Origin of the sequence: Leptolyngbya sp. FACHB-36 (genome assembly GCF_014695955.1) — a bacterium.
Lineage (GTDB): Bacteria > Cyanobacteriota > Cyanobacteriia > Leptolyngbyales > Leptolyngbyaceae > FACHB-36.
The window spans coordinates 1-26191 of record NZ_JACJPG010000436.1 but is presented as its reverse complement, the minus strand read 5'-3'; the positions used below and the strand labels follow the sequence as shown (position 1 = coordinate 26191).

Below are 26191 nucleotides of genomic sequence, written 5' to 3'. Positions count from 1 at the left end.
TTCCTACCCTAGCTGCTTTTGCTCTACGCCAAATCCAACTAAGTTGATGATCGTTGGCGGCTGTCCAACCTCAGGGCGCTGGTAGGTGACGATCGTGCGCAGCCGCGTGTCTGGCGAGATCATTCGCATCTGGTCTACAGCAACCGAGCGCTTGTAGTAAGTTGTCATTTCTAGCGTTTGGCGCGTGGGCTGATAGGTAAAGCGCCCCGCGATCGCTCCGCCTTCCGAGTAGCCTTCGTTGCGCAGGTAAAATCCTCGGATTACCTCTGTAGCATCCGCAGCCACCTGAGCCACAAGCGGTAGCGGTGGGCTTTCGATCGCGCTTGCATTGGTCACATAGCTGTCCGGAACAAATAGCGCCTGCAAGCTCATCGAAACCTGCTCTCCGCGTTCCGATCGCGTATCGAAGGCGATCGAAAAACCAGGACAGCCTGCTTCGTCGCTGCTGAATTTGGCAACGTCGATTTGAAGGCTAGAGGATGACTCCGAAATCGGTAAGATTTTCTGCTTTTCGTCGGCAGTAAGCGGGTTAACGCGAAACTCTGTGTGAGAGCGTTCTACGTCTGCTTCTAGTGGGTAATGATAGGTTCTTTCAGTGATCCAAGTGCCTGCACAGACCGTAAAAAACTCTTGAAAACTTAGCATTCTTCTCCAATAGAAATGGATTTACGTTCTGTCGTTCATTCTAAGATTTTTCTCTGAATTGAATGGTCAGGCGATGCCCTAATACCCGTCAGCAACTGTTAAGTTACCACTGGCGTTACAGTTTTTAACCAGTTTTAACGCTTAACGGGTGGAATCAACGGTTCCAAACCAAAGGTTAAATGATTCAGGAATCAATCCGATTTTAGTGAGCCACTGCCTAGAATAGTTAGCGAGCAGTATTCTCGGGGAAGTGGGACATCAATGGACATGCTACAAGAGCAAGTTAATATTCTGAGCGAAAAGGTTGAGGCATTGTCCCAGCGCATCGAGCAGTTGAGCAGCAAACTATCGGATGTAGCGGTAGAGTGTAAGTTTGGATCGGACCAAATTCAGCGTTCAGAAGGTGAGACTTCAGGATATCGCGCACGTGGCTTAGATGCCTCAATGGGACACAAAGACATTCTTGTGGATGGAGATAGCTTGGATGCGGCGACGCAACAAAGCGAACGTCAGCTATCCCCCGCAATTCAAATTCAACGGCTCACGGCTCAGCTAACTGCCGCCTACAATCGCATTGCAGCACTCGAAGAGCAACTGCTCTCGAAGCGAATTCACTAGAGCAGCAATAATCCCGTAGTTGACCTTACTCTTTGCTTCGGTCCTCATAACCCGTGATGCAGTTATTGCTCGTCGCCTACTGTTGACGATCGGCGTTGAATCCTAGGTTATCTAATGGCGATCGTGCAGATGTAAAAACGTTATTCGCAAATTCACGTGATTACGCTGACGCTAACTGTGTTGCCTGAATCGCTAGCAATTTGTCGATGCGATCGCGCCTCTGATCTCCCCACCTGGGCGATGGCGGCGTCGTTCTTTTCAGTGACTCGAACGCAGGATGAGCTGTCGATCGTCTGCCCCGAAGCGCACATTCCTGCTGATGTTGTGTGTGAGCGGGGCTGGCGATCGCTGAAGTTTGAAGGTCCGTTTGACTTTAATTTGACTGGAATTCTTGTCGCGGTGGCAGCACCGCTAGCTGAAGCAGGAATCAGCGTCTTTGCCGTTTCGACCTACGAGACGGATTACGTCTTGGTCAGACAAGCGCAATTAGCTGCCGCGATCGACACCTTATCTGCCTGCGGTCACAAGATTCAATCGTAATTAACGGCTTATTCGATCGCAAGCGAGACGCGATCTCCGCCCACATCTCGCAGCGTTCCCAACACCTGCACGACCTTCTCGTATGCTAACTGCTTGTCTGCTTTCAGCACCACCGTTCCCTTGGGATTGCCCTGAAAGTAGGTGACAACTTGCTGCGCCAGCTGCGTGTCGTTAACCGCCACGTTGTTGACGATCGTCTGTCCCTGACGATCGACACCAACCACCAGTGGATCGACCGGGCGATCTGAACTTGTTCCCTGCTCTGCGCTGGGCAGCGCTACATCCTTCACCGACTGAAAGTTTGTCAGCGTCATGGACACGACGATGAAAAAGGTCAGAATCGTCATGATGACGTCCATCATCGGCACCAGATTTACCTCTGGCATTCCAGAACCCGAGTGCTGCTTTTTGAACTTCATCCGATCGTTCCTTTTAGAGGTTAGCTGGGACCTGCCGCTGGTTGCAGCAGTTAACTATGGATCGACACTTCCGATGCCGGAGGGCGAGGACGATCGCTCAGAAACGGCTCGTACCAGACTTCACGGTAGATTAACTCTAGCTCGCTGCCAATCTCAGTGAAGTAGTCTACCTGTTGCGCTTGCAGCGTGACAAACACGCGGAAGAATGCCAGCGCCAAGATGGCGACGATCATCCCGGCTGCGGTTGCAATCAGCGCCTCACCGATACCCGCTGCCGCTTCAGCCGTGCCCTCACCACCACCCGCCTCACCGATCCGCAGGTTCACGAAGGTCCGAATCAGACCCGTCACGGTTCCAAGCAGTCCCAGCAGTGGTGCAATTCCTACCACCGTTTCTAGCAGCTTGTCTCCCTTCCGCATCTGGACAAACTCTTTTTCGCCTGCTGCTTCCAGCGCCAACCGGAAGGTGTCAGGCGTTGGATGATTCAGCTTCAGTGGAGCCAGCAGGAACCGACCGATCGGAGTGACTGCTGCCTGTGCGGCAATTTCTCGTGCTTCCGTCAGACTATAGCGAGCCGTCTCCATCACGTCTTGAACAATTTTTCGTTCGCTTCTTAGCGTTTTGAACCAGAACACTCCCCGTTCCATCGCGCAGGCTAAGGTTGCGATCGACAGTCCCACCAGCGGGTACATGATTGGACCGCCCTTCGCCACGAACTCTTGAAACACATTAGCAGCCATAAAGCCTAAATCAGAATGACACGAACGGGGACGGTGCAACAGCGCAGGTGCACTTCTAGGTTCTTAACACACTGCTCCTGACGCCTAGAATACCTGAACGGCTCTGGCTCATGGTTAAGCAAAGTTTAATAGAGCCTGAGTGCCTGATTAAATCAGTGCTTGATTCAATCAATCCAGTGTTAAGGCGATTTCCAGCAACGAGTTTACCATCTGAAACGGTGTCCTTCGGCTCCGTGACACGATCGCTTTTCTTGAACAGCGCAGCCCATACAGCACCCTACCTATCTACGATCGGGCTAATTCTGTTTGGGTAAATCCTGAAAAATAATTTGCTCCGCTACCTGGTTTCGCTGTGCTCGCTCATCGCGTCGTGCAATGGACGTGCGGTGCCGCATCGCGTGATCAATGGCTTGTTGACGACGTGCTTGATCGTGAGTAATGCCAGCCTCTGTATTGCCGAGTCCTGGAGCATCCCAGCGATTTTGCTCCGGATTCCAGTAAGAGCGCACTCGCGCCCAAAGAACGGCATCTGAGCCTCGCAGACCTAGCTGGTGCGCCTGCTTTAGCCGTTCGACGTATCCTGGCGAACCGAGGGCAGCAAGGGGAGCTTGATTCGCCAAGTCGATGCCGTTGAGCTGCTCTTCCAGCGTCATCTCTACACCCGTGGTCCGCGATCGCGCCTGCAACGCTTGTGCCTGACCCTGCAAGCGTCGTAGTTGGTGCACGTCGGCTTCTTCCGGTGTGCGGCACTGATACTGCGCCTCGCGGCAGTGCTGGAAGGAAAAGCTGCCCAGGTTCCACACGCCATTGCCGGGATCGCGGTGCCCGTGGTAAGCAGACGTTTTGCTGCCGTCGGCTCCGCGCGTGCCCTCGGCATGTCCGACAGTGCGGGCAACTAGCGAATCGGAGCCACCCACAAACAGATCAGCAGACGCTGGAGACTGAGCTGGAGATTCAGTAGGGTCAGTCGATCGCCGTGCGACTGGCTGAATCTTTGGTGGTTCCCGCACGGTTTGCGGTGAAAAACTGAGCGCGTCTGATCGTGGCGCGTCTGATCGTGGCGCTTCCGATGCCCGCTGGCTAACCTCGTCAGCACGATCGGGTGTGCGATCGCTCTGCTCGGTATCAGGTGGAGAAAAATCCAGCGCGACACTGTCAGCATAGGCAGGCTGAATCGCACTCAGGCTTGCCGCGAGCAAGATGAGAAAGACCAGGGACGTTGGCTTCATTGTTGTAGGAAGTAGTGGTTCTCTGTATCGATGGTCTGTTTTGTATGGATGACTTGACGACTTGCTACTAGCTATCGAACATCGAAGCGGTAGCCGACGTATTGCTCGCCTTCGTAGAGGACAACCAGCCAGGTTTCAGGATCAAACTCCAGCGGGTACGCTTCGCGTTGGGCGACGGCTCCCGCTCGCACCTGGAGGTCTGCCAGTTTGCAAAATGGGTCCTTGACGATCGCCCGCACGCGCTGCTTGCGATTGCCTTCGGGCACGGTCAGCAGTTGCGCCAACTGCGCCCTTGACAGGCGAGCTTGCGACTGAACGACGGTCTGGCACGGCTCGTCAGACGACTTCTGATTAAAGGAGGGCAACGTCTGCAAGTCCAGAAGCAGACCCAGCGCCAGCAGTAGGGTACCGCCAGCCATAAGCTGCTTGGGAAGGATGGGGGTATGGTCCATTGGAACGTGAAGATTAGAGTTTGCCGCCAAGTAGTAGACCTAGAGTGACGAGGAATAATCGGTAAATTGAGAGAACGCCTGCCTTTGGCGTAAAGATTGCCAAATACACCGCAAACGTCGCCGGAGCTAGCATCAGCAGCAACACGATCGGCGTCAGCGTCGGAACTGCCACCAGCAGCAAGCGACAGCCAATCCGCGCCACCACCGCAAGAACAATCCACAGCGCGGCATCGCCCAGACGATCGATTGGTTTTCGCGGAAGCTGTAGAAGCTGGCGTAGCTGAAATTTTCGAGGTTTGGATTTGCGCAACGAAGGCGGACGAACCAGCGGTGGCTGAGCCACGACGGGAGTTGGGGGGCGATCGGGTAGCGAGGCTCGCTCCCGACTTGCAAGGTGACGCAAAGCGGCGGCAGCCTCAGCGGTTTCAGGGGACAAGTCCGCTGTGGATTCAGGTGGATTGGAAGCCGGAGCCGGAGTAGGAGGCACGATCGTGGGATTTGAAATCGCAGGATTTGAAACCGCAGGATTCGAAATCACAGGACCTGAAATTGTAGGATCTGAAATCGCGGGATCTGAGGTCATCTCACGGGCTTCCGCGATCGCCGTATGCAGATCTGCCAGCAGTTGATTGATGCGTTTTGCCTGCATCTGCAAGCTGTCGAGGTCGTTGTTGGAGGTGTCCTCGGCGTCAGGTTCAGTGGGCAATGGCTGAGCGATCGACTGAATTGGCGCAGACTGCGATCGCAGTTTGGTGCGTGCCAGCAAGTGATTGATGCGTTCGGCTTGCACTTCTAACCGTTTAAGTTCATCCGTCACCAACTGCTGATTTGTCTCCCACACCTGCCGAAAGGTCATCACAGGCTTGCGCTTGCTGCGAGACTTTTTTGCAGCGGCAGGCGGGTCCGGTACCGGGTGAATTTCGGTAGGGTTGGGCAGTGGCTCAAAGGGTTCGGGCTGCTTCGCCAGATTTTGCTCCGTTGGGAAGGCTCTGGGCGATCGTAATCGGGCTTGAGGCTTTTCCATGATGGCGACATCCAGCTAATCTAATAAGGGACTAGTTAGTACGCTTATACTGTTTTCTATAATTTGGTACAAATGTACCATACAAGGACAGCCACGATCACTAAATTTCTAGAAAGTTATAAAACGTGAGGTAAATTGCAGAGAAGTTTTTCATCGTGCATCCGGTACGCTGCGACGTGGAAACCGCTGCAATAAGGAGGAGTTGTGAACAGCATTTGTGTGTTTTGCGGTTCAAGTTTTGGGACGCGATCGGTCTATCGACAGGCAGCGCAGGCGATGGGTAACGCGATCGCGCAGCATGGATTGACGCTGGTGTACGGCGGCGGCAACGTAGGGCTAATGGGCACTGTAGCGGATGCGGTTCTAACTGCAGGCGGCAACGTGATCGGCGTGATCCCAGAATTTTTGGCTACTAAGGAAATTGCTCATACAGGACTGACGAAGCTGCACGTGGTGAATTCGATGCACGATCGCAAAGCGCTGATGGCAGAGTTGTCGGATGCCTTTGTGGCGCTTCCTGGCGGCTATGGCACGCTGGAAGAATTCTGCGAGGTCCTAACGTGGGCGCAGCTAGGGCTGCATCAAAAACCACACGGGCTGTTGAATGTGGCAGGCTATTACGATTCGCTGCTGACCTTGTTTGATCATGCCGTAAGGGAACAGTTCCTCAAGCCTGCCTTGCGTAATCTGGTGCTAGAAGCATCAGAACCGGAACGCTTATTGACGTTACTAGCCGAGTACCAGCCGCAATTTGTGGACAAGTGGATTCGATCGGACCAAGCCTGAACCATGACACTCGTTGAACTCTACACCGATCGCTTAAGGCTGCGTCCTTACACGCTTGAGGATTTAGACGCGCTTCACGCGCTGTGGACCGATCCCCATGTGCGGCGATATTTATTCGATGACAACGTTGTGTCGAAGGCATGGGCTGCTGCCGCCATCGATCGTGCTCTGGCCTGCTTTCAGCAGCAAGGTTTGGGGCAGTGGTGCGTTTTTCTTCAAGAGACAACGGATTTGATTGGGTTTGCTGGCTTTAGCGACGTTGAAGAATCGGAACAGCTACAGATGCTTTATGGCTTGCATCCCGACTACTGGGGACGAGGCTTCGCCACCGAAGCGGTAAAAGCCATTGTTCGCTACGCATTTGAAGCTCAACGGCTCCAGCAAATTGTGGCGAACACGGATGTCGCAAATCTAGCGTCTGCCAACGTAGTGCAGCGGGCAGGATTTCGCCTTGACAAGCGCGTCGTTGAAAATGGCTTGGACCTGCTGTACTTCTCGATCGATCGACTCACCTATCAGCCTGATTGTCAGTCCGATCGTGCCGCTTACCACGTACAGCCTCTGCCATGATGCCTCAGAAGGGAAAAGACTACATTGGAGTTGGGGTTGGAGCCGTGATTGTCGAACACGATCGCATTCTGCTGCTAAAGCGGTTGAAAGAGCCAGAAGCAGGCTGTTGGAGCATTCAAGGTGGGGCTGTCGAGTTTGGTGAGACGATCGAAAATGCGATTCGACGAGAAGTTAAAGAGGAGTTATCAGTCGATTGCGAAATTCTCAGGCTGCTAGGTGTTGTGAATCATATCCTGCCCGAAGCGGCGGTTCATTGGGTCGCACCCGTTTTTTTAGTAAAAATTATCGCGGGCATTCCCAAAAACATGGAACCAAATAAGCACAGCGATTTGCGCTGGTTTGACCTTACGAATCTCCCGGTTGATACAACCTTAACGACACAATGTGCGCTAAGTTTCTTGAATGATTATTGGAGCGAATGAAGTAAGGATTTGTAAGCAACCCCGAAGCGTTTTGAGAGTTCTTGCTAAATCATTCTTAAGTTCAGCAGCATTATGCATCGGGCTTGTTAGGACTAAGACTGAGCGGCTCAACTGTCTCGCTGTAGCAATGAGTGAGTGAATTTATGATGACGCCTTTCCTTCCACCCGATGATTTGCCGCCGCCTCAGGTGGATCAACTCGATGCCCTGCTGCGCCAGCAGCTTGAAGCCTCGATCGCCAAATATTTGTTTGAGTCGTGCGATGGCGTTACGCAGTCTGTATTATCAAGCTGCGAGTGGTACGTCACGATCGACGCCAGCGCCATGATGCTCGTGATTCAATGTCCAGACATGACGGTGAATTGGCGCGTGGTAAACAACTTAGTTCTCTTGGGAACGCAACTGGCTGAATTTTCCAAGGACGCAAAGATTCGCATCTGTCCCCCCGACGCGCAAGAACTGCCCTACGAACTGCGAGTTGATGAGATCTCAATGTATCGAGATTTACTATAAGCTGCCTTAGAGCAGGAACACGCGAATAGCGATTACCTAGAATGCGGCAAGCGGCGCTATTTGTGCAAGGAGTGTAGCGGTAATTCTTTAGGCGGCTGTAAGAACTACACCAGTAAGAACTAGACCAGCGGCGGAGCTAAAGTCATTCAGTTGGTAGACATCCTCTGCGCTGAAATTTGCGAGGCTGAAACAAACAATGACTGAAGCCGTATGCTTGGAATTAATCAATTGAAAACGGCGGCTCTATTAGGGCTGCTAAGTGGAATTTTAGTCCTGGGTGGTTACTACCTGGTTGGTGACGAAACCGGATTAATTATTGGCTTGGTTCTTGCCGCTCTGAGCAGTTTTGGCTCTTGGTACTACTCAGATCGGGCAGCACTGGCAGCCTATCAAGCACAGCCTTTAGACCGTGAGCAAGCACCAGAGCTGTATAGCATGGTGGAGCGGTTGAGCGATCGCGCTGGCATCCCCACGCCCAAAATTTTTATTGCGCCGACTAAATCCCCGAATGCGTTTGCCACCGGACGCGATCCCGAACACGCTACCGTTGCTGTAACTGAAGGGATTTTGGAACTGCTCAGCCCTGAGGAACTCGAAGGTGTTCTGGCACATGAGCTAACGCACGTCAAGAATCGGGACACGCTAACCCAAGCAGTCGTAGGGACGATCGCCGGAGCCATCTCGTACTTGGGGCAAATCCTTAGCTTTGGATTTATGTTTGGTCCCGTCACGCAAGACAGCCGCCGAGGACCGAATCCTGTCGGTCTGCTGTTTCTGATTGTGGTTGCACCGCTTTCTGCCACGCTGCTTCAGCTAGCGATTTCTCGCACTCGCGAGTACTCCGCCGATCAGGGATCGGCTGCGATTACGGGAAATCCGATCGCCCTTGCTCGTGCGCTGGAAAAGCTAGAAGCAGTCGGTCACCAAATTCCCATGAATGGCAATCCCGCCATGTCGCCACTGCTGATTGTCAATCCGCTATCGGCAGAAGGGCTGCAATCGCTGTTCCGCACGCATCCCTCAACTGAAGAGCGAATTCAGCGCCTGCTGCAAATTGCCCAGCAGCAAGCGCAGCCAGCTGTGGCGGCGTAGAAGGGTTTATCTAGTTCATTTATCTAGTTCAACGCTCGGACTTTCGATCGAAGTATCGAAAGTCCGATTTTTTTGTAGTGCTCGTGTAGTCTTCTCCATCGGCATACGAGAAAGCGGATGAAACTGGTTCGATTCAATAGCGCCCACGAGTTTGTGCAGCGTGCTAACGGCTACCTGCTCCAAGCGGAAGTGACGCACAATCTATTACTGCGGCTTGGCAATCGGCTGATGCGCGATCCCGATCGCTACCCACAGCTACCCTACCTAGTGGTTGTAGAAACGGCAGGAGAGGTTGTTGCCGTTGCAGCCAGAACGCCGCCATATCCGATTGTACTGTCACACGTTTCGGATATGGCGGCTCTGAACCTGATTGCCCGCGACCTCTACGACAGCAGCTTGGGTACCCCCGGCGTTAATGCCCCAACTGCCGAAGCGGAGAGATTTGCTCAGTGCTGGCAAGCGCTCACGGGGCAGTCTTATCAACTCGACATGGCGCTCCGCATCCATCAATTGACGGCAGTACAGCCTGTACCCAGAGCCAGCGGCTTATTGCGGCAAGCAACCGAGGTCGATCGCGATCGACTGTTGTCGTGGTACGACGCTTTTAATGCAGAGGCACTGGAAATAGTGGCGCAAGATCCCGCTGAGCGAGAGCGCTGGTTGACAAGCGTGCTGGAGCAGAAGTCAGCGTATTTTTGGCAAGACGGAACGTCTGTATCGATCGCCTGTGCACAGCCGTTCTTGGACCGTGGGGTGCACCTGAATCTGGTCTATACGCCGCCTGAGTATCGCAAGCAGGGCTATGCCAGCTCGTGTGTTGCGGCACTGAGCCAGCGGTTTCTGGATCGCGGTTACCAGTACTGCACCTTGTTCACCGATCTAGCAAATTCCACATCCAACAAAATCTATCAGGCGATCGGCTACCAACCGGTCACTGATTGGCGTAATTACCAATTCTTCACTAGAGAAAAGTAATTGCAAATTTTCATGTCACCACCTCAGAAACCGCTAGGGAAATTCCTACCTCTACGCTTAGGATGAGGAGAATTCCTGAATCGATCGTCGCCCTAACGCTCTGTAAGCGCCAGCAATTGACGCTTTAGGCGTTTGTGGAAATAGCGCTTGATCGATTTGCTTTTCCATCCTCGTTTACACCTTCGTTTCCACAACGCCCATGACCCACAGTGAGGTTACGCAGTGCCTTAACCTGGCTAGAGCACTGGATTTGGTTGTCTCCAGCCGAACGATTAATGGCAAACTGTACGTCTACGATGCTGCGGGACACGCCCGATCCTGGGACAGCTTTGTTGCAGACTATCCACTAGAGCGGCTTCAAGCAATGGTCGAACGGGCGCGACTGCGCCGCAATCCTGCGAGTTAAGCTATTTGCTGCTAGGTATAGCGTTTCCAATTCAGCAAGGTACGCCTAAAGAACCTGCCTTCTTCCCTCGCGGGAAGGGGAAATTTTGCTTCCGTTTCGGGCAGGGCTGCGTGTAGTTTAACCGAGCGAGAACCGCTATACTTGATGTCCGTTTAAAGCGGACGGTTGGTCGATCGGTGGAACGATCGACCAACGCATTGCCCACTCATTCCCAATGTGTCGCTAGGGAAATTTTGACGAGTCGAAGACCCGTCAAAATTTCCCTAATCAACCCCGTGGCTCTCGGCGACTCGTCAAACTAAATCTGACAGACCACTAGCAGCCACTAGAACTGCTGCAAAAACCGTAAATCGCTGGTGTATAGGCGGCGAATGTCATCAATTTCGTGCAGCACCGCTGCTAAACGCTCGACACCCATACCGCCTGCAAATCCCGTGTAAACCTCCGGGTCGTACCCGACGGATTTGAGCACGTTGGGGTCTACCATGCCGCAGCCCATAATCTCCAGCCAGCGACCTTTCCACTGCAAATCTACCTCAGCAGAGGGTTCTGTGAACGGGAAGAAGCTGGGGCGCATCCGAATCGGCACCTCGCCGAACAGCTGCGTTAGAAACTCCCGGATTGTGCCTTTTAAGTCGGTGAAGGTCAGTCCTTCGTCGATCGCCAAGAACTCGATCTGATGAAACACGGCGGTGTGGGTAGCATCAACCGTGTCTCGGCGGTAGCAGCGTCCCGGCATGACAATTCGCACAGGCGGATCGTTCGCTTCCATATAGCGAATCTGCACCGAGGACGTGTGCGTTCTTAGCAGATTGCCGTCTGGCAGAAACAGCGTATCCTGCATGTCTCGCGCTGGGTGATCCGGTGGAAAATTCAGCGCCTCGAAGTTATAGTAATCAGTCTCCATTTCCGGACCTTCGACATCTGTGTAGCCTAAGCCAACGAAGATATCGACAACGCGATCGGTCATGGCATTCACTGGATGCACGCGTCCTTGAGGGGTATAGACTCCGGGCATCGTCACATCGAGAGTTTCTGCTTCGAGCTGCGCCTGAATCTGGGCGGCTTGTAAATCGGTGCGACGACGATCGAGATCCTGCTGAATCGCATCCTTGACCTCGTTTGCTCGTGCGCCAATGCGGGGACGATCGGCTGGATCGAGCTTGCCCATTCCGCCTAGCACCTGCGGGATTGGACCCTTCTTACCCAGGTATTTCACCCGCAGTTGTTCTAGCTGCTCCAAGGTGTCGGCGGCGGTTAATGCCTGCTGGGCTTCTTGACGAATGGCGTCTAGCTGCGCTTCAAGGTCTGTGGACTGAACAGTCATAGTCAAAGCTTTGAGGGTCAACGGGAGGCAAAACTCTTTTCTCCACCCTATCAGTTTAGAGGTTGAACTGGACTTCTCCCAGCAATTTCACAGCCTGCGGCGGCTCCTTACCCATCAAGCACAAAAATCTCGGCCCAAAACCCAAGCGCGAGGTGTAGGGTGTGGGATGTAGGACGTGCAAGTGATTCACGATGAAACTGTTGATTAGTAACGACGATGGGATTTTTTCTCAGGGTGTCCGATCGCTCGCCGATACATTGGCAGAAGCGGGGCATGAGGTGACGGTGGTGTGCCCCGATCAGGAGCGATCGGCAACGGGGCATGGGCTAACGCTGCATCATCCCATCCGCGCTGAAATTGTCGAGTCGGTCTTTCACCCAACCGTCAAGGCGTGGGCGTGTTCTGGAACTCCTGCCGACTGCGTTAAACTAGCACTGTGGGCGCTGCTGGATAGCCCTCCCGATTTTGTTCTGTCTGGAATCAACCACGGCTCAAATTTAGGAACAGACGTGCTGTATTCGGGAACAGTGTCGGCGGCAATGGAAGGTGTGATCGAAGGCATTCCCGCCATTGCCTTTAGCCTTACCAGTTTTTCGTCTCGTGAATTTCAGCCTGCCGCCACGTTTGCTCGATCGCTGATTGCCCAGCTTGCCGAACAACCCCTTCCCGAACTGCTGCTGCTGAACGTGAATGTTCCTGCGGTTGAGCAGGCAGCGATCGCGGGTGTTGCCCTGACTCGTCAGGGAGTTCGCCGCTACATCGACGTGTTTGACAAGCGCGTCGATCCTAGAGGACGCACCTACTACTGGCTGTCTGGCGAGCTGCTGGAAGAGGTGGAGCAACCAGCCGACGAACTGGAGCATGTACCAACTGATGTCCAGGCAATCCGGGATAACTACATCACGATTACCCCGCTTCAGTACAACTTGACCTCAAAATTAGGCTTGCAGCGCCTGCACAACTGGAAATTTCAGCCTAAATCATGAAGCTATGATTGATGTATCTCAAAATATAGGTACTCTAAGAACAATCCATTTGCTGTCATCTGCCAGAAGTCGGGAAACTCAGTAAAGTTTGCATAGGAGCGCGACGGTCGTAACCCCATGTCCAGTTGGCACAACCAATTCATCATTACGTTTTGGGGAGTTCGGGGCAGTATTGCCTCCCCGGGACCCAAAACTGTACGCTACGGCGGCAACACCCCTTGTGTCGAGATGTGCATGGGAGGGCACCGCTTAATTTTTGACGGCGGTACAGGGATTCGGGTCTTGGGACAGTCGCTTCTGTCACAATTGCCCACTGAAGGGCACATCTTTTTTACGCACTCTCACTGGGATCACATTCAGGGCTTTCCCTTCTTCACGCCTGCGTTCATTCAGGGCAATCGGTTTCACATCTACGGCGCGATCGCGCCTAATGGTTCCACGATCGAGCAGCGGTTGAACGACCAAATGCTCCACCCCAACTTTCCTGTGCCGCTGCAAATTATGGGAGCCGATCTAAGGTTTCACGATTTGGCAGTTGGGGAGTCTGTCGAAATCGGCGACGTGGTGGTTGAAAATGCCTTGCTGAACCATCCTGGTCAGGCGATCGGATATCGGGTCAACTGGGGTGGGTGCTCAGCAGCGTATGTCACCGATACCGAGCATTTGCCCAACCAGTTAGATGAGAATGTCCTGCACTTGGCGCGTGAGGCAGATGTGTTGATCTACGATGCGACCTACACCGATGAGGAGTACCACTCGGAAAAGTCAAGCAAAGTTGGTTGGGGGCACTCTACCTGGCAGGAAGCCGTCAAAATCGCGATCGCCGCAAACGTAAAGACCCTGGTGATTTTCCACCACGACCCCCTGCACGATGACGAGTTTCTCAATAGCGTTGGAGAACAAGTCGCTGAGGCGTTTCCCAACAGCTTCATGGCAGCCGAAGGGCGCTCGATCGTGCTAACTCCCCCCTCGATTACGGCTTCAACGCCTCCGCGCAGCTTGTCAACTCGCTAAGACGCCAAACCAACGGCTGAGATCACGCCTCAATGGGCTTGTGCTGACTTAGGGAGGAAAGGCGATGTCCTTGACCTCTCCAGGGGCACCTAGCAGTTTTGCAGCTTCCTGGTTATAGGACACCAGCACTGCACCAGCATTGCCTGCCTGGATCACCAGGCTCTTCTTAGCGCTCCAAGTCTTCTTGTTGCCTTTCTTGAGAATACCTTCGTACTCTGTCTTGCCGTCTGCGATGATTTGCATCCAGGAGTCGTCCTTTAGCTCGATCGTCGCCTGCACGGGAGCATTCGAGCCTGCGGATGCTGACTTAGGCGCGGAAGAGCTACTTGAAGGCCTGAGTGCTTGCTGGGTTGCAGCAGAGCTAGACGCTGACGATGGGGCAACGGACCTCGGACGGTTTAGCAGGCTGAATGCCCCAACGCCGATTAGCAGCAGAGCAACTCCCGCAAGGGCGATCGATAGATAGGGCGGAATCGACTGCGGTGCTGCCGCAGATTCAACTGGACGAGGGGGAAGTGGCGTACCCAGTTCATGCGGTGGCTGAAGCACTTCGACAGGTTCGACTTCTAACGGTTTAATCACCACGGGCGCAGGTTCAGGATTGAAGGTCTTCGAGAGCGCCATGCCGTCCAAGCCGATCGTGTCGGCATAGCGGCGAATAAATCCTTGAACGAAGATGGGTTCCGGTAGGCGATCGACCTGCCCGACTTCTAGCGCTTGCAGAAGACGCAGCGGAATGAATGTTCTTACTGCCACCTCTTCGAGAGGAATGGCGCGCGCCTCACGCTCGCTGTACAAATATTCACCAATGGTCTTCAGTTGTTCGACCTGAGCCGCATCTAATTTCGTCATTGCCCTCTGTGCCGTCTTAAAAAGCGCAAGGTAAGCTGTGATGCTTTAGTACATCAGGCATAACCCTGTTGGTCGCTGTGTTCTGTAAGGTCCAGTGCCGTCAGTATGATAGATAAAACCGTGAATACATGTAAAGATTCAAGACGAGATCGGACGTGGGCGAGAAACGGAAAAACCGACAACATCCCAAAGGATGACCAGAGAATTATGTAGATCAGGGCAGAATTGACACTCAGAAACGCCTTTAGCCTGGGTTTACAGCGATATGAAGATTGACCATGTTCGCTTTTACGTGGAGGATGCCAGCGTTACCCGCGAGTGGTTTGTGCACCAGTTGGGGTTTCGATCGCTTGCCAGCAGTCAAGATGCTCAAGGCTGCTTTGAAGTTGTAAGTAGCGGCTCCGTCTACGTGGTGCTGTGCTCGCCGCTGACACCCACGGGTCCTATTGCGGGTTTTTTGCAGCAGCATCCGCCCGGTGTAGCAGACGTAGCATTCTGCGTTGCCGATATTGAGGCAACAGTCGCCCAAGCGCTTAGGCATGGAGCAACCCTGCGGCAGCCGCTCCAAATCGAACGACAGCAAAGCGGTTGCTTCAAGTGGGCCACGATCGCAGCGTGGGGCGACCTGACTCATACCTTTGTTGAGCGATCAGGCATCACCTCCCTATTGCCCGCTCCGCACCCGTCCATCCCCTTTTCGTCCCACCGATCCTCGTTCATCGGCATCGACCATCTTGTTCTCAACGTCGCTAGCGGCGAGCTAGAGCAGGCAGTACGATGGTACGAGGCTGTTTTAGGATTTCAGCCGCAGCAGCGCTTCGACATCCAAACCTCGTACTCTGGCTTGTGCAGTCGGGTCATGCGGCACCCTCTCGGTCAGGTGCAACTGCCAATTAATGAGCCTGCCTCGCCAAACTCTCAGATCCAGGAGTTTTTGGACATCAATCGCGGACCGGGAATTCAACATATCGCTCTGGAAACCGTGGACTTAGTCTCGGCGATCGCCCAGCTTCGTTGCAGGGGTGTGTCTCTACTTCAAGTGCCCAGCAGCTACTACACACAGCTACGACAGCGATCGCGGCTGCCTCTGTCGGAAATCGACTTGCAGCAAGTTGAGGCGCAGGAAATTCTCGTGGACTGGCAGGACGGCGACGATGCCGTTTTGCTCCAGACCTTTACCCAGCCAATTTTTGGGCTGCCCACTTTCTTCTTCGAGCTAATCGAGCGCCAGGTGTCTAGCGCTAATGCGTCGAGACGCGCTCAGGGATTTGGTGAAGGCAATTTTCGAGCGCTGTTTGAGGCGATCGAGCGCGAACAAATGAAGCGAGGCAGCCTTGCCCGAATTGCCCACCACGAATAGCGCGATCGCCATCTGCAAATCGCCATGCAGAAGCGGTGCACGGTAGCCTAGCTCCATGTAATTTTGCTTCTGCGTGTAGTTCAAGCCGCTAGCGCAGGAAGCTGCTGACGAGCCACAGAATGAAGAACGTGGCGGCTGTGGCAAAAACCTCTTGCCTGAGGGCGATCGCCGCAAGCTGAGGCTGGAGGAGTCCCCCAAATAAACTGCCAACAAAGAAGCCAACGATCAACCCAAGCAGCCCCAGAAGTACCGCTCGACCCAGCTTCCACTCTTTGCGGTACAGAAAGTAGAAGCTTGACCCCAATGCCGCAATCCAGGCAATTTGCAGCACGTTCGGCGATGGTACCAGCGCAGTCAGCACAGACAGCGCTGTTAGAACACCTGCCGGAAGCCAAATGTCTTTAGGGGAAGGGGTATCAATCAGTCGCTGAAGCCAACTAGGAGACTGGCTCGTCGGAGACGGAGCAGGGCTGGGGGCTTGAACGAGCTTTTCTGGAAAGCGAATGCGATCGGGGACCTTTATTTTTCCTTCCTGGCGCATCCGCAAGCGCTCCATCAGCACCGCGTCGTAAGCCGCTTCGACAGACTCTAGCTGCTTGCGATCGCCCGTGTGCTGAGCAAACAGACGATCGCGAGCCGCCTGAATTTCCTCAAAACTCGACTCTTCTGTGACCCCAAGCTGTTCGTATGGACTCTGATTACTCATTGCCGATTACTCCACCTCCCTTCCAAGCTAACCTAGTCTAAACCTGTTCACAAGCCTTTATGTATGGGAACGATTCGGATGTTTGAGTATGCTAGCAAAAGCAACAGCGCTTGAATCCTGATGGAGCACTCTAGCAGGTGTCATAACAATCGGGAGATTGCGATCAAAAACACTCCAGCATCCGCAGAGTCAATATGCTTCGTCTAACTCAATATCAGGCGATTCGTAAACTATTGTCTAGAATGTTGGATACGTAATGTCTCTTACAGCGGTTTTTTATTCTGTGTATCTACTCTCCCTGTTTTCCTCGCTGCTAAGGACGCCTTATTCACCCCTATTACTCCTGATGCAAGGTTATGGCTATGGCTCCTGCCAAGATTCTTGTGGTTGATGACGATCCCGCCGTCCGGAACCTGATTCACCGTTTCTTGACCAAACAAAACTACCAGATGGAGTCTGCTGAAGACGGCAAGAACGCGATGACGCTCTTTGAGCAATTCAATCCCGACCTAGTGATTCTGGATGTGAACTTGCCTGACGCGAATGGCTATAACCTTTGTCAAGAAATGCAAAGCCGTACGAGTGTGTTTGTCTTGATGCTGACAAGCCGCACGGACGAGGCAGACAAAATCAAAGGGTTCACTCAGGGCGCTGACGACTACATCACCAAGCCTTTTAGTCTTGGTGAACTCGGCGTGCGAGTTGGAGCAATTCTTAAGCGTCAGCGTATTGTCACTACGGCGGAACAGCAGTGCCTCACCTTTGACAAGCTGGTCATTGACCCGGTTCGTCGCGAGGTCAAACTGAACGAAGATCTGGTGCCGCTAACGGCGCTAGAGTTTGATCTGCTGCACTTTCTGGCAAGCCATCCGGGTCGCGTTTGGCGACGAGCAGAACTCATTCAAGAAGTGTGGGACTACGAATACGTTGGCGACCAGCGAGTCGTCGATGTGCATATCGGTCAGATCCGCAAAAAAATTGAAATTGATACCAGTCAGCCTGCTCTGATTCAGACTGTTCGCGGAGTTGGCTACAAGTTTGAGGCTCCGCTAGACATGAAGCAAGAAGCGGGAGCGTAGCGATCGATGGGCGGTCGCTACGCTGCGATCGCTATTTTCCAGTTCTAACCAGTAGCGCAGTTCCTGCTGCTAACCCAATCAGCGTCGGTAGCCAGCCCGCCACAGTTGAGGATAGAATATCGAATTGATACAGCACCTCACCCACGCTGATAAACAGGTAGTAGCAGAGAATGATTACTAAGCTAATCCCAAAGCCAGTTGCTCGACTGGTCCGCTGAGGACGTACACCCAGCGTGGAGCCAACCAGCGCAAAGATTAGACAGGCGAACGGAAACGCCATTTTCTGGTCGATACGGAGGCGGAAGCGGCGAATTTGCTTTTGGTTTCCCGTAGCATTTAGCAGCGTTAGGTATTGCCGGATTTGAGCAATATTCATTTCGCCAGGGTCCGCGATGGACTCGGCGATGTCCAACGGCGTACGGGGAAGCTGGAGCTGCTGCTGCTGAAATCGCAGAATGTTCCGGTAGGAGCCGTTGGGCGCAATAACGTAGATCGTGCCGTTAAAGAAATCCCAGATCTTGGTACTGGAGTTCCAGGTGGCGGACTCGGCAGCGATGATTTGGCTCAGGCCGTTCTGCGAGAAGTCTAGAATCGTCAAGCCTTTCATGCGCCGTCCATCGTATTCGCTGGCGTAGAAGATGCGCGAGAGCTGGTCGATTCGCTCGTCATTCGCCTGTCTGCCTTTACGGAATTCCTGGTAGACGATGTTTCTTTCCTGAAAGGTCGGCTGCTCCCGATTCAGCGCTTGATCAAGCGTGCGAGACGCCTGAAGGTTGGCAGCCGGTACAATCGCCTCGTTAAACGCAAACGTAATGCCCGTGACGATCAAGCCCATCACGATCGCGGGAGTAATCAAGCGATACACGCTCACCCCGCAGCTTCGCAGAGCGATCAGCTCGCTGTCGCCAGACAGCCGCCCGTAGACCATCAGGCACGACAGCAAAATTGACATTGGAAACGCCAGACTGATGAAGTAGGGCATCTTGAGCAAAAACACCTGGAGCGCCACCATCAGCGGCAATCCGGACTCGGTGATTTTCCGCATCAAATCAAACAGCGCCCCAACGGAAACGCCGATCGACGAAAATGCCCCCACCCCAAACAAAAACGGCATGATCAACTCACCTGCGATGTAGCGGTCCATCACAGAGATTCCCAACCAGCCGAAGGGATTGAGCGAACGCTTATCGAGCGGAGAATCTAAAGTCATACGCCTGCAAAACAAGGGAAGCGAATGGCAACAGCTATCAGCTTATGGCTGAAAATTGTCGCCCAAGTAATACTGTCTCACCAGAGGGTTACTGTAGAGTTCCTCCGCACTGCCAGCGGCCAAAATTTGACCGTCGCGCATGATGTAGGCACGATCGGTAATTGCCAGGGTTTCGCGCACGTTGTGATCGGTAATCAGAATTCCCATCTGACGATCGCGCAGTCGCGCGACTAACTGCTGCATTTCGGCAACGGCGATCGGGTCTACCCCAGCAAACGGCTCGTCCAGCAGCAGAAACTTCGGACCATCCCGTCCTGCCGCCAGTGCCCGAGCAAGCTCGGTACGACGACGCTCACCCCCCGACACTTGCACTCCCAGCGTCTGCGCCACCTTCTCTAGCCGAAACTCTTTCAGTAAGGCGTTGAGCCGTCCCTCCCACTCTCGTCGAGGAATCTTCGTCTGCTCCATAATCAGCAAAATATTTTCCCGAACCGTGAGGTGTCGGAAAATGCTCGGCTCCTGTGCTAAGTAGCCAATGCCTAATCGCGCCCGCTGGTGAATTGGCATGGTGGTGATTTCCAGGTCATTCAGCCAAACGCGACCCTGATTCGGCTTCACTAGCCCCGTCGCAATGTAGAACGTTGTCGTTTTGCCCGCGCCGTTGGGACCCAGCAGCCCTACCACTTCTCCCTGAGCCACCGAGAGGCTAACCCGACTCACAACCACCCGCGAAGCGTAGGACTTGTGAACGTTTTCCAGCGCAATCTTCAACAGCCCACTCCTGGTTGTGCCGCGTTAAACAATCATCTGCCGACATCTTATCAAAAGCAGACTGGCATCAGCGCTGACCCGGCGGTAAAGACGTGCCGCTGGGAGCAGAAAATTCCGACTCGGTGCTGAATGGCGGGCTTGCCGCTGGCGCAGGGGGCGGCGATGCTTCTGGAACGATATAAATCGATTCTACCTGCCGCTGCGATTGGGGAAGGGCGACAAAGCGTCCTTCATTGAGTAAGTAGGTCACCGTTTCGCCGCGCAGACTGTTGCCCTGCTGCAACACGTAGACATTTCCGCTAAGCACGATACGACCTTCGCGGCTAAAGTATTGTGCTTGAGCTGCCGTTGCCTGCACCTGACGCGATGGGTAGGTGATACGGACATTACCTCGCGCTGTGACAACGCCCGTTTTAGCGTTTGCCTCCTGGATATCGGCTTCGAGCCGCATCGGCTGCCCGGAGTTCGTTTGCGCGTTAGCAACTCGTCCTATGGGCACACGAGCCACACTCCCTAGCAGCAGAGCTAATAGGACGATCGCGGACAGCTTTAAAGGTGGCGGAGAGAACAACATGGGCATGGCCAATGAACTCAGGGAAACGGTGAATGAGACGCACGTTAGACGATCGGTAGCCTACCCAATCCTACTCGGACTTCACGACAGTTGGTGAAATCAAATCTACTACCTAGGATGTTTGACGCGGCTGTCTATCCCAAAGTTTCGGTTCGATGGCTAAATCTTGGAGCGGATTTAGGCAGTAAAGCTCAAGCCGCTAAAGCGCTTGACCGTACGAATCAATGCGCCCTAGAGCCAGTCACAGAGTCTGAGTTGACGGTGAACGCAGCCACAGAGGACTTGAAATGACAGCCGATTGCCCTGGCGCTTGAAGGCTAACCCGTCGAGCATAGCAGCTCACATACTGCTGAAGTTCTTGCCTGCGCTGATCCATACCGGTTTGACCTGAAGTTGGATACGTTGCCAGCAACTGTTGAGCAGCATCAATTCGGCCCGCTCGGGCGTAGAGCCGAATCAGTTCAGCCAACGTATTAATTGAGCGCTTTTTTTGGCTGTTCAAGACTTTCGTGGCGCGATCGAGCAGTGCGATCGCCTCCACAGGACGATTCCGGTTGAGATACGCCTGAGCAATGCTTGGTGCAATCTGGTAGAAGGCCTCGGGTGTCTGATAGGCAGCAATCAGTTCAGATGCCTGTTGAGCAATGTTTAGCTGACCCGACATCATAGCGCTCACTATAAGGTTATCGATGTTGGTTTCTTTGTATGCGTCCTTGGAAATTTCTTGCAGTGTTTTCCAAGCTGCTTCAACTTGAGTGTGGTTGAGAAACTGTTGCGAGACCAGAGACAACACGTAGTTTGTTGCTATCCCTGTGTTGGGATCGGCTCGAATTGCTTTTGCCCATTTGACTGCATTCTGACGAGCGGTTTCCGCTGCTTCACCTTGTCCTGTTTTGGTATAGGCGCGGGCGATCGCGCCGTAGGCAGTTGCCCGAATGTGCGGGGCTGAGATTCCTTGAGCGGAATTAATTGCTTTGGCAAAGACCGTTTGAGCTGGAGCCACTTGACCTGCTTGATACAGAACAGCTGCAACCTGCGCCAACGTTTCGATTTGGGGAGAGCGAGTCGGGTCAGAATCTTGCAGCGGAATCTGGGCAGCAAGGGTCATTGCTTTATCAACATTCTGCCTTTGCGCATACGCGATCGCGAGTTGCTGAAGTAAGTCAGTCCGCAGCGCTGGCTTGGTTTTGCTCAAGCGCTGTATTGTAGGCTCGATCGCCTCTAACGAATTGGTAGCTTGAGCGAGATAAATCGTGGTGTAGGGATTGGCAGCTATCACACTCAACCTAGCTAGCCGTTGAAAGGCAAGGCTGGCTTCTGGGACATAAGCTTGCTCAATCGCTTGTGTGATCGCGCTGCTGCCGTCCTGATAGTTCTGAAGCTGCTGAACGGCTTGAACAAATTGCTCGATCGCTTGAGTGGATTGTTGGGGCTGGTTGCGTTGACGATACGCTCCTGCCACCGTCAGCAGGTAATCGACCCGCATTTCAGGGGGACTTGACCGGAGCGCCTGAGCAACTCGATCGAGGTTCCCGCCTGCTTCAAGATAGCGGCTGACAAAGTCGCCTCGGCTCTCAGGGATAGGGTTTTTAGCGCTCTCCCAGGCTGCGTTAAAAAGCTGTTGTGAAAGAGGGTGCTTGAGCGTGTCATAGGTTGCGACTAGGACGGCATAGCGCGGATCCTCCACAGGAATGTAGCCTTTGAGGATCGCATTGAGGTAGGGTTTCGCTTTGTCTGCTTGATTGAGTTGGAGATATAGCCGAGCGAGATCCGGATTTTGCTGATTGGGTGGCGCGAATTTTGCCGCTCGATCGACGAGTCGCAGCGCTTTTTCAGGTTGCTGAGTTTCGACATACACCTGTGCCAACGTTAATGGAATTGTTACCTGAAACACTGTGGCGTTTTCGTTCGGTCCTGCGGGCTGAATGAGAGACTCGATCGAGGATTCAACTGAGTTTAATAGGGGTGCAATCTTTGGTGCTTGTTTTAGTTCTAAAGCAGTTGTCAACACCCGACCCAAATTAGAAACGCCAATGCGGGGATTAAGTTGTTTTAGGCTGAATTCAATAGCGCGAGTGAGGGTAGTGGTGGCGCGATCGGATGAACCAAGCTGTTGGTAAAAGCGTGCGAGTCCAGACATTAGCCCAACCTTCACTTGTGGATCGTCGAGCCGCTCAATCTGAGCCGCCAGTCGATCGAATATCTGTAAAAGCTGAGCCGTTTCGCCCGACTGCGGTTTGAGCGATAGTTCTTTGAGCAGTAGCGCCATTTGCGGTGGAGTCGGCGCATCTGGACGACTAGCACCCGGTCTACCAATCAGCCACTGATCAAGACTGATTTGAACATTTGACTCGATCGTGTTGGAAGCAGCGATTTCAGTCAGTACGGCAAGCTGGCGCGAAACAGAGTTAGTAGCAATCTCATCCGGTAGGGGTTGGATTGGATAAGGGATCCGACGATATTGATCGTAAATAAACTGGGGTTGACAGCTTTGAGCGAAAACTTGCTCCTGAGGAAAAATTGGCAGGGTTGTAGTGATTAGCAAACCGAGAAGTGAAGCAATAATCGAGCGATCGCGCATAAGAGAAAGTCAGCCAAACTGCCTGAACAGTTCACTTGAAGCGGAATGATTCGGGAATGTTTCCAGGGCGGTATGACAAGGGAGCGTGGGTCTGGAAAAACACGGGAATCAAAAGCAGGATCAGGGGATCGATCAAGTAGAGGCTGCAATCTTGAAGCTTCATCGCCCAGAGTCGAGAGCCACAGTGAGAAGAACGCCTAGCCGCGAGACTCCAAGAACTCGATGTTGATCCAGAGACGCCGTAGGATTACGACCCGTAAGAGTCGTGGGAATCTCGGCAGCAGTCGATCGACCCCTGCACAAACTTTCAGCAAGTGATACCAATTCTCTAAATTCCAGCTACAGATCAAACCACTAAAACGTAGACGGACTGCAGCTTCTGCAATTTCGAATTGCGATTTCCGAATTACGAATTGGTATAAGGCGGCGATCGTGCCTCGCAAACGATTGACAGCCATTCGCGCTGATGGCTTTCTCAGTCTAAAGTTGGTCCACCATTGTTTGCTCCTGCTGCCTAACGATTTTTAACCAGTCTCACTTCAGAAATAACGCGGCCCTCAAAGTATCTCACCTTCGATCGATGCCCTACTTGGGGCAGATTTGGTTTCCTAGAAAAGGAACATGACTGGAGCAACTTCGATGCGTAAACTTAACATTGGCTTGTCAGAGGAGCAACGCAATGGCGTTTGCGGACTGCTGAACACTGACTTAGCAAACAGTTATCTGCTACAAATCAAAACCAAGAAGTATCACTGGGATGTCACCGGACCGGAATTCCGCTCTTTGCATCAGTTGTGGGAAGAGCAGTACCAAACCCTGAGCGAGAGCATCGATGCGATCGCCGAGCGTGTCCGTCAACTGGGTAACTTCCCCGTGGGAACTGCTGAAGGCTTTTTGCGCTTTGGCTCGATCAAAGAGCATACGGGAAATGTGCCTCCCGCTCGTCAGATGGTGACCAACCTGATCGAAGACCACGAGACGATCATTCGCGGCCTGCGTGAGCACATTGATCAGTGTTCGGAAGAGTTCCATGACGAAGGAACGGCTGACTTCCTCACCGGACTGATGGAAGGGCATGAAGAAATGGCGTGGATGCTGCGTTCGTTCATTGACGGGATCGCGATCGAACCCGATGGGAAACTACCTCAAGAGGACGTGAAGTTCCCTGTGGGCGCGGCTGGCAATTAGTGACTAGCGATCGGCGTCTAGCGGTTTAGTTCAGACTAACACCTGAAGATTAACTGAATTAGCCTCCAGATCTTCTCTTACGAAAGAGGATCTGGAGGCTACAGCATTTAATTGGCTCAGATAATTGGCTCAGAAGCTGCTGGGTTAAGACGGTCGCTCCAGCCCAACGAGGTCCGCCCATTTAATTTACGCATTCACCGTATACTGTAAAGTTGGACTTTGAGCCTGCTAGGGCATGGGACATGGCATCCATTCGTGAACTCCACCAACAACTGATTCAGAAACAGCGATCGGCAGTTGAAATTGCCCAAGCCGCTTTAGACGCGATCCAGGCACGAGAACCAAAGCTGCATAGTTTTCTGCATGTGTCTGCCGATCGAGCACTTGAACAAGCGCGACAGATAGACGCCAAATTGGCAGCAGGCGAAGAAATCGGGCTGCTGGCGGGAATTCCGATCGGCATCAAAGACAATCTCTGCACGCAGGGCATTCCGACGACCTGCGCCTCGCGGATTTTGCAAAACTTCGTGCCGCCCTACGAATCCACCGTGACGCAGAAAGTGTTTGCGGCGGGTGCCGTCATGGTTGGCAAAACCAACCTGGATGAGTTTGCAATGGGCGGCTCAACGGAAACGTCCGCGTTTCAAAAAACCGCGAATCCGTGGGACATCTCGCGGGTTCCGGGCGGCTCGTCTGGGGGTTCCGCTGCCGCGGTTGCAGCCGACGAATGCACCGTAGCCCTCGGCTCTGATACAGGCGGCTCGATTCGTCAGCCAGCCTCCTTCTGCGGCATTGTCGGGATGAAGCCGACCTACGGGCTGGTGTCGCGCTACGGATTGGTCGCGTTTGCCTCGTCACTGGATCAAATTGGTCCGTTTGCCCATAGCGTAGAGGACGCCGCGATTTTGCTAACCGCGATCGCCGGACACGACCCCAAAGACGCCACCAGTTTAAAGGTTGAGATTCCCGACTACACGCAATTCCTCACTACTGACTTGAAGGGCAAGAAAGTTGGCGTGATTCAAGAAACCTTTGGTCAGGGCTTGGACCCAGAGGTCGAGAAAGCCGTGCGGGGAGCGATCGATCACCTCAAAACTCTAGGAGCCGAAGTGCGGGAAATTTCCTGCCCGCGCTTCCGCTACGGTATTGCGGCGTACTACATCATTGCGCCTTCGGAAGCGTCGGCAAACCTCGCCCGCTACGACGGGGTCAAGTACGGAGCGCGAGTGGCTGACGCCGAAAATCTCATGGAGATGTACACGCGCACCCGTGCAGAAGGCTTTGGTGCAGAAGTGAAGCGCCGCATCATGATCGGCACTTACGCGCTGTCGGCTGGCTACTATGATGCCTACTACCTGAAGGCGCAGAAGGTGCGGACGCTGATCAAGCAGGATTTTGAGCAAGCCTTTGGGCAGGTGGATGTGCTGGTTTGTCCGACAGCGCCAACAACGGCATTTAAGTCTGGTGACAAAGCTGCCGACCCGCTCAGTATGTACCTCATCGACCTGATGACGATTCCGGTCAATCTAGCAGGGCTTCCCGGCATCAGCATTCCTTGCGGCTTCGACGGGCAAGGGCTGCCGATCGGGCTGCAGCTAATCGGCAATGTGCTGCGGGAAGACCAAGTGCTTCAGGTTGCGTACGCCTATGAGCAATCGACCGAGTGGCATCGACGATCGCCCAACCTGTGAGTCTGAATCGCGTTGAAAAATCGATTAAACCGGGTGTAGACGCAAGTTTTCTCAAAAAACATGCTGAAATCCAGTTGGTTTAGAAAAATTCAGGCATCATGGAGGGAACGTCAGACCTTGCAGAAAAGGTCGATCGTGGTTGGAGGCGGTATGTCGGCGATCGAGCCATTCGAGAATTCTAACTCTACCAGTCTGTTTGAAAACCGCCATGAAGCAGGCGAAAAGCTGGCGCAGGCAGTGCTAGCCGAGGTCGCTCAGCTCCCAATTGAGGGGGCAAAGCGCTGTGTGGTCTACGCGCTGCCGCGAGGTGGATTGCCAATTGCAAGTTCGGTGGCGCGGGTTCTGGGCTGCCCGCTGGATGTTGTCGTGGCAAAGAAAATTACCCAGCCGGAAAATCGTGAGTTGGCGATCGGTGCGGTCAC

29 protein-coding genes are annotated in these 26191 nt (G+C 53.5%); 16 read left to right on the top strand and 13 right to left on the bottom strand.

From position 1 onward, the window contains the following. Nucleotides 1-3: 3 nt before the first annotated feature. Nucleotides 4-645, bottom strand: a complete 642-nt coding sequence (locus H6F43_RS12350) for a phycobiliprotein lyase (RefSeq protein ID WP_190343054.1) — start codon at nt 643-645, stop codon at nt 4-6. Nucleotides 646-906: 261 nt separating this feature from the next. Here H6F43_RS12350 and H6F43_RS12345 point away from each other — a divergent pair, with 261 nt between their 5' ends. Both H6F43_RS12345 and H6F43_RS12340 read left to right on the top strand, forming a co-directional pair. Continuing rightward, the gene (locus H6F43_RS12345) at nt 907-1263 is read left to right on the top strand and encodes a hypothetical protein (protein WP_190343053.1); all 357 of its coding nucleotides are present in this window, start codon (nt 907-909) and stop codon (nt 1261-1263) included. Between the two features lie 156 nt (nt 1264-1419). Continuing rightward, nucleotides 1420-1803 carry an ACT domain-containing protein gene (locus H6F43_RS12340; protein ID WP_347272406.1) on the top strand — a complete coding sequence of 128 codons (384 nt, stop codon included), beginning with the start codon at nt 1420-1422 and terminating at the stop codon, nt 1801-1803. A gap of 8 nt (nt 1804-1811) precedes the next feature. On the opposite strand, the gene H6F43_RS12335 is transcribed toward H6F43_RS12340, so the two are convergent. The 5 genes from H6F43_RS12335 to H6F43_RS12315 all read right to left on the bottom strand — a co-directional run bounded on the left by H6F43_RS12335 (nt 1812) and on the right by H6F43_RS12315 (nt 5667). Beyond that, a complete protein-coding gene (locus H6F43_RS12335; RefSeq protein ID WP_190343052.1) occupies nt 1812-2222 on the bottom strand; it encodes a biopolymer transporter ExbD in 411 nt (136 codons plus the stop codon). Between the two features lie 50 nt (nt 2223-2272). After that, nucleotides 2273-2962 carry a MotA/TolQ/ExbB proton channel family protein gene (locus H6F43_RS12330; RefSeq protein WP_190343051.1) on the bottom strand — a complete coding sequence of 230 codons (690 nt, stop codon included), beginning with the start codon at nt 2960-2962 and terminating at the stop codon, nt 2273-2275. 296 nt (nt 2963-3258) lie between these two features. Beyond that, nucleotides 3259-4191 (bottom strand): hypothetical protein, encoded by a 933-nt coding sequence (locus H6F43_RS12325; protein WP_190343050.1) that lies wholly within the window; start codon nt 4189-4191, stop codon nt 3259-3261. A gap of 71 nt (nt 4192-4262) precedes the next feature. Further along, on the bottom strand, nt 4263-4643 hold the full coding sequence (locus H6F43_RS12320) for a hypothetical protein (RefSeq protein WP_190343049.1): 381 nt from the start codon (nt 4641-4643) through the stop codon (nt 4263-4265). Nucleotides 4644-4656: 13 nt separating this feature from the next. Continuing rightward, nucleotides 4657-5667 carry a hypothetical protein gene (locus tag H6F43_RS12315; protein WP_190343048.1) on the bottom strand — a complete coding sequence of 337 codons (1011 nt, stop codon included), beginning with the start codon at nt 5665-5667 and terminating at the stop codon, nt 4657-4659. A 204-nt stretch (nt 5668-5871) separates the two neighbouring features. Here H6F43_RS12315 and H6F43_RS12310 point away from each other — a divergent pair, with 204 nt between their 5' ends. From H6F43_RS12310 to H6F43_RS12280, 7 genes are all read left to right on the top strand, one after another. Continuing rightward, on the top strand, nt 5872-6453 hold the full coding sequence (locus H6F43_RS12310; protein WP_190343047.1) for a TIGR00730 family Rossman fold protein: 582 nt from the start codon (nt 5872-5874) through the stop codon (nt 6451-6453). A gap of 3 nt (nt 6454-6456) precedes the next feature. Beyond that, the gene (locus H6F43_RS12305; RefSeq protein ID WP_190343046.1) at nt 6457-7023 is read left to right on the top strand and encodes a GNAT family N-acetyltransferase; all 567 of its coding nucleotides are present in this window, start codon (nt 6457-6459) and stop codon (nt 7021-7023) included. Continuing rightward, the gene (locus H6F43_RS12300) at nt 7020-7445 is read left to right on the top strand and encodes an NUDIX domain-containing protein (protein ID WP_199290310.1); all 426 of its coding nucleotides are present in this window, start codon (nt 7020-7022) and stop codon (nt 7443-7445) included. Before H6F43_RS12305 ends, H6F43_RS12300 begins: the two co-directional genes overlap by 4 nt. 143 nt (nt 7446-7588) lie before the next feature. Beyond that, nucleotides 7589-7957, top strand: a complete 369-nt coding sequence (locus H6F43_RS12295; RefSeq protein WP_190343045.1) for a hypothetical protein — start codon at nt 7589-7591, stop codon at nt 7955-7957. A 210-nt stretch (nt 7958-8167) separates the two neighbouring features. Then, a complete protein-coding gene (locus tag H6F43_RS12290; RefSeq protein WP_190343044.1) occupies nt 8168-9049 on the top strand; it encodes a M48 family metalloprotease in 882 nt (293 codons plus the stop codon). A gap of 117 nt (nt 9050-9166) precedes the next feature. Continuing rightward, the gene (locus H6F43_RS12285) at nt 9167-10024 is read left to right on the top strand and encodes a GNAT family N-acetyltransferase (protein WP_190343043.1); all 858 of its coding nucleotides are present in this window, start codon (nt 9167-9169) and stop codon (nt 10022-10024) included. 199 nt (nt 10025-10223) lie between these two features. Then, nucleotides 10224-10430 (top strand): hypothetical protein, encoded by a 207-nt coding sequence (locus H6F43_RS12280; protein ID WP_190343042.1) that lies wholly within the window; start codon nt 10224-10226, stop codon nt 10428-10430. A gap of 325 nt (nt 10431-10755) precedes the next feature. Here H6F43_RS12280 and pheS read toward each other — a convergent pair whose 3' ends face one another. Then, nucleotides 10756-11757 carry a phenylalanine--tRNA ligase subunit alpha gene (gene pheS, locus H6F43_RS12275; protein WP_190343041.1) on the bottom strand — a complete coding sequence of 334 codons (1002 nt, stop codon included), beginning with the start codon at nt 11755-11757 and terminating at the stop codon, nt 10756-10758. A 191-nt stretch (nt 11758-11948) separates the two neighbouring features. On the opposite strand from pheS, the gene surE reads away from it, so the two are divergent. Continuing rightward, on the top strand, nt 11949-12743 hold the full coding sequence (surE, locus tag H6F43_RS12270) for a 5'/3'-nucleotidase SurE (RefSeq protein WP_190343040.1): 795 nt from the start codon (nt 11949-11951) through the stop codon (nt 12741-12743). A gap of 117 nt (nt 12744-12860) precedes the next feature. Beyond that, the gene (locus H6F43_RS12265) at nt 12861-13757 is read left to right on the top strand and encodes an MBL fold metallo-hydrolase (RefSeq protein ID WP_190343039.1); all 897 of its coding nucleotides are present in this window, start codon (nt 12861-12863) and stop codon (nt 13755-13757) included. 48 nt (nt 13758-13805) lie between these two features. Here H6F43_RS12265 and H6F43_RS12260 read toward each other — a convergent pair whose 3' ends face one another. Further along, on the bottom strand, nt 13806-14609 hold the full coding sequence (locus H6F43_RS12260; RefSeq protein ID WP_190343038.1) for a RodZ domain-containing protein: 804 nt from the start codon (nt 14607-14609) through the stop codon (nt 13806-13808). Between the two features lie 265 nt (nt 14610-14874). Between H6F43_RS12260 and hppD the strand changes: the two genes are divergently transcribed. Then, entirely contained in the window at nt 14875-15969 is a 1095-nt protein-coding gene (hppD, locus tag H6F43_RS12255) for a 4-hydroxyphenylpyruvate dioxygenase (protein WP_190343037.1), read from the top strand. A gap of 88 nt (nt 15970-16057) precedes the next feature. Here hppD and H6F43_RS12250 read toward each other — a convergent pair whose 3' ends face one another. Further along, entirely contained in the window at nt 16058-16675 is a 618-nt protein-coding gene (locus tag H6F43_RS12250; RefSeq protein ID WP_190343036.1) for a CPP1-like family protein, read from the bottom strand. Between the two features lie 362 nt (nt 16676-17037). Between H6F43_RS12250 and H6F43_RS12245 the strand changes: the two genes are divergently transcribed. Next, the gene (locus H6F43_RS12245) at nt 17038-17754 is read left to right on the top strand and encodes a response regulator transcription factor (RefSeq protein ID WP_190343035.1); all 717 of its coding nucleotides are present in this window, start codon (nt 17038-17040) and stop codon (nt 17752-17754) included. 31 nt (nt 17755-17785) lie between these two features. Here the strand turns inward: H6F43_RS12245 and H6F43_RS12240 are convergent, their stop codons facing one another. The 4 genes from H6F43_RS12240 to H6F43_RS12225 form a co-directional block, all read right to left on the bottom strand. Next, nucleotides 17786-18964, bottom strand: coding sequence for an LptF/LptG family permease (locus H6F43_RS12240; RefSeq protein WP_347272405.1), 1179 nt, complete (start codon nt 18962-18964; stop codon nt 17786-17788). A gap of 42 nt (nt 18965-19006) precedes the next feature. Then, complete coding sequence (lptB, locus tag H6F43_RS12235) at nt 19007-19735, bottom strand: LPS export ABC transporter ATP-binding protein (RefSeq protein ID WP_190343034.1); 729 nt, start codon at nt 19733-19735, stop codon at nt 19007-19009. Nucleotides 19736-19802: 67 nt separating this feature from the next. Continuing rightward, nucleotides 19803-20309 (bottom strand): LptA/OstA family protein, encoded by a 507-nt coding sequence (locus H6F43_RS12230; RefSeq protein ID WP_199290313.1) that lies wholly within the window; start codon nt 20307-20309, stop codon nt 19803-19805. A 241-nt stretch (nt 20310-20550) separates the two neighbouring features. Continuing rightward, complete coding sequence (locus tag H6F43_RS12225) at nt 20551-22890, bottom strand: hypothetical protein (protein ID WP_190343032.1); 2340 nt, start codon at nt 22888-22890, stop codon at nt 20551-20553. A gap of 639 nt (nt 22891-23529) precedes the next feature. Between H6F43_RS12225 and H6F43_RS12220 the strand changes: the two genes are divergently transcribed. The 3 genes from H6F43_RS12220 to H6F43_RS12210 form a co-directional block, all read left to right on the top strand. Continuing rightward, the gene (locus tag H6F43_RS12220) at nt 23530-24078 is read left to right on the top strand and encodes a Dps family protein (RefSeq protein WP_190343031.1); all 549 of its coding nucleotides are present in this window, start codon (nt 23530-23532) and stop codon (nt 24076-24078) included. 242 nt (nt 24079-24320) lie between these two features. Then, entirely contained in the window at nt 24321-25769 is a 1449-nt protein-coding gene (gatA, locus tag H6F43_RS12215) for an Asp-tRNA(Asn)/Glu-tRNA(Gln) amidotransferase subunit GatA (protein ID WP_190343030.1), read from the top strand. 60 nt (nt 25770-25829) lie between these two features. Then, the coding region (locus tag H6F43_RS12210; RefSeq protein ID WP_277879927.1) for a phosphoribosyltransferase family protein at nt 25830-26191 on the top strand (362 nt) is incomplete at its 3' end.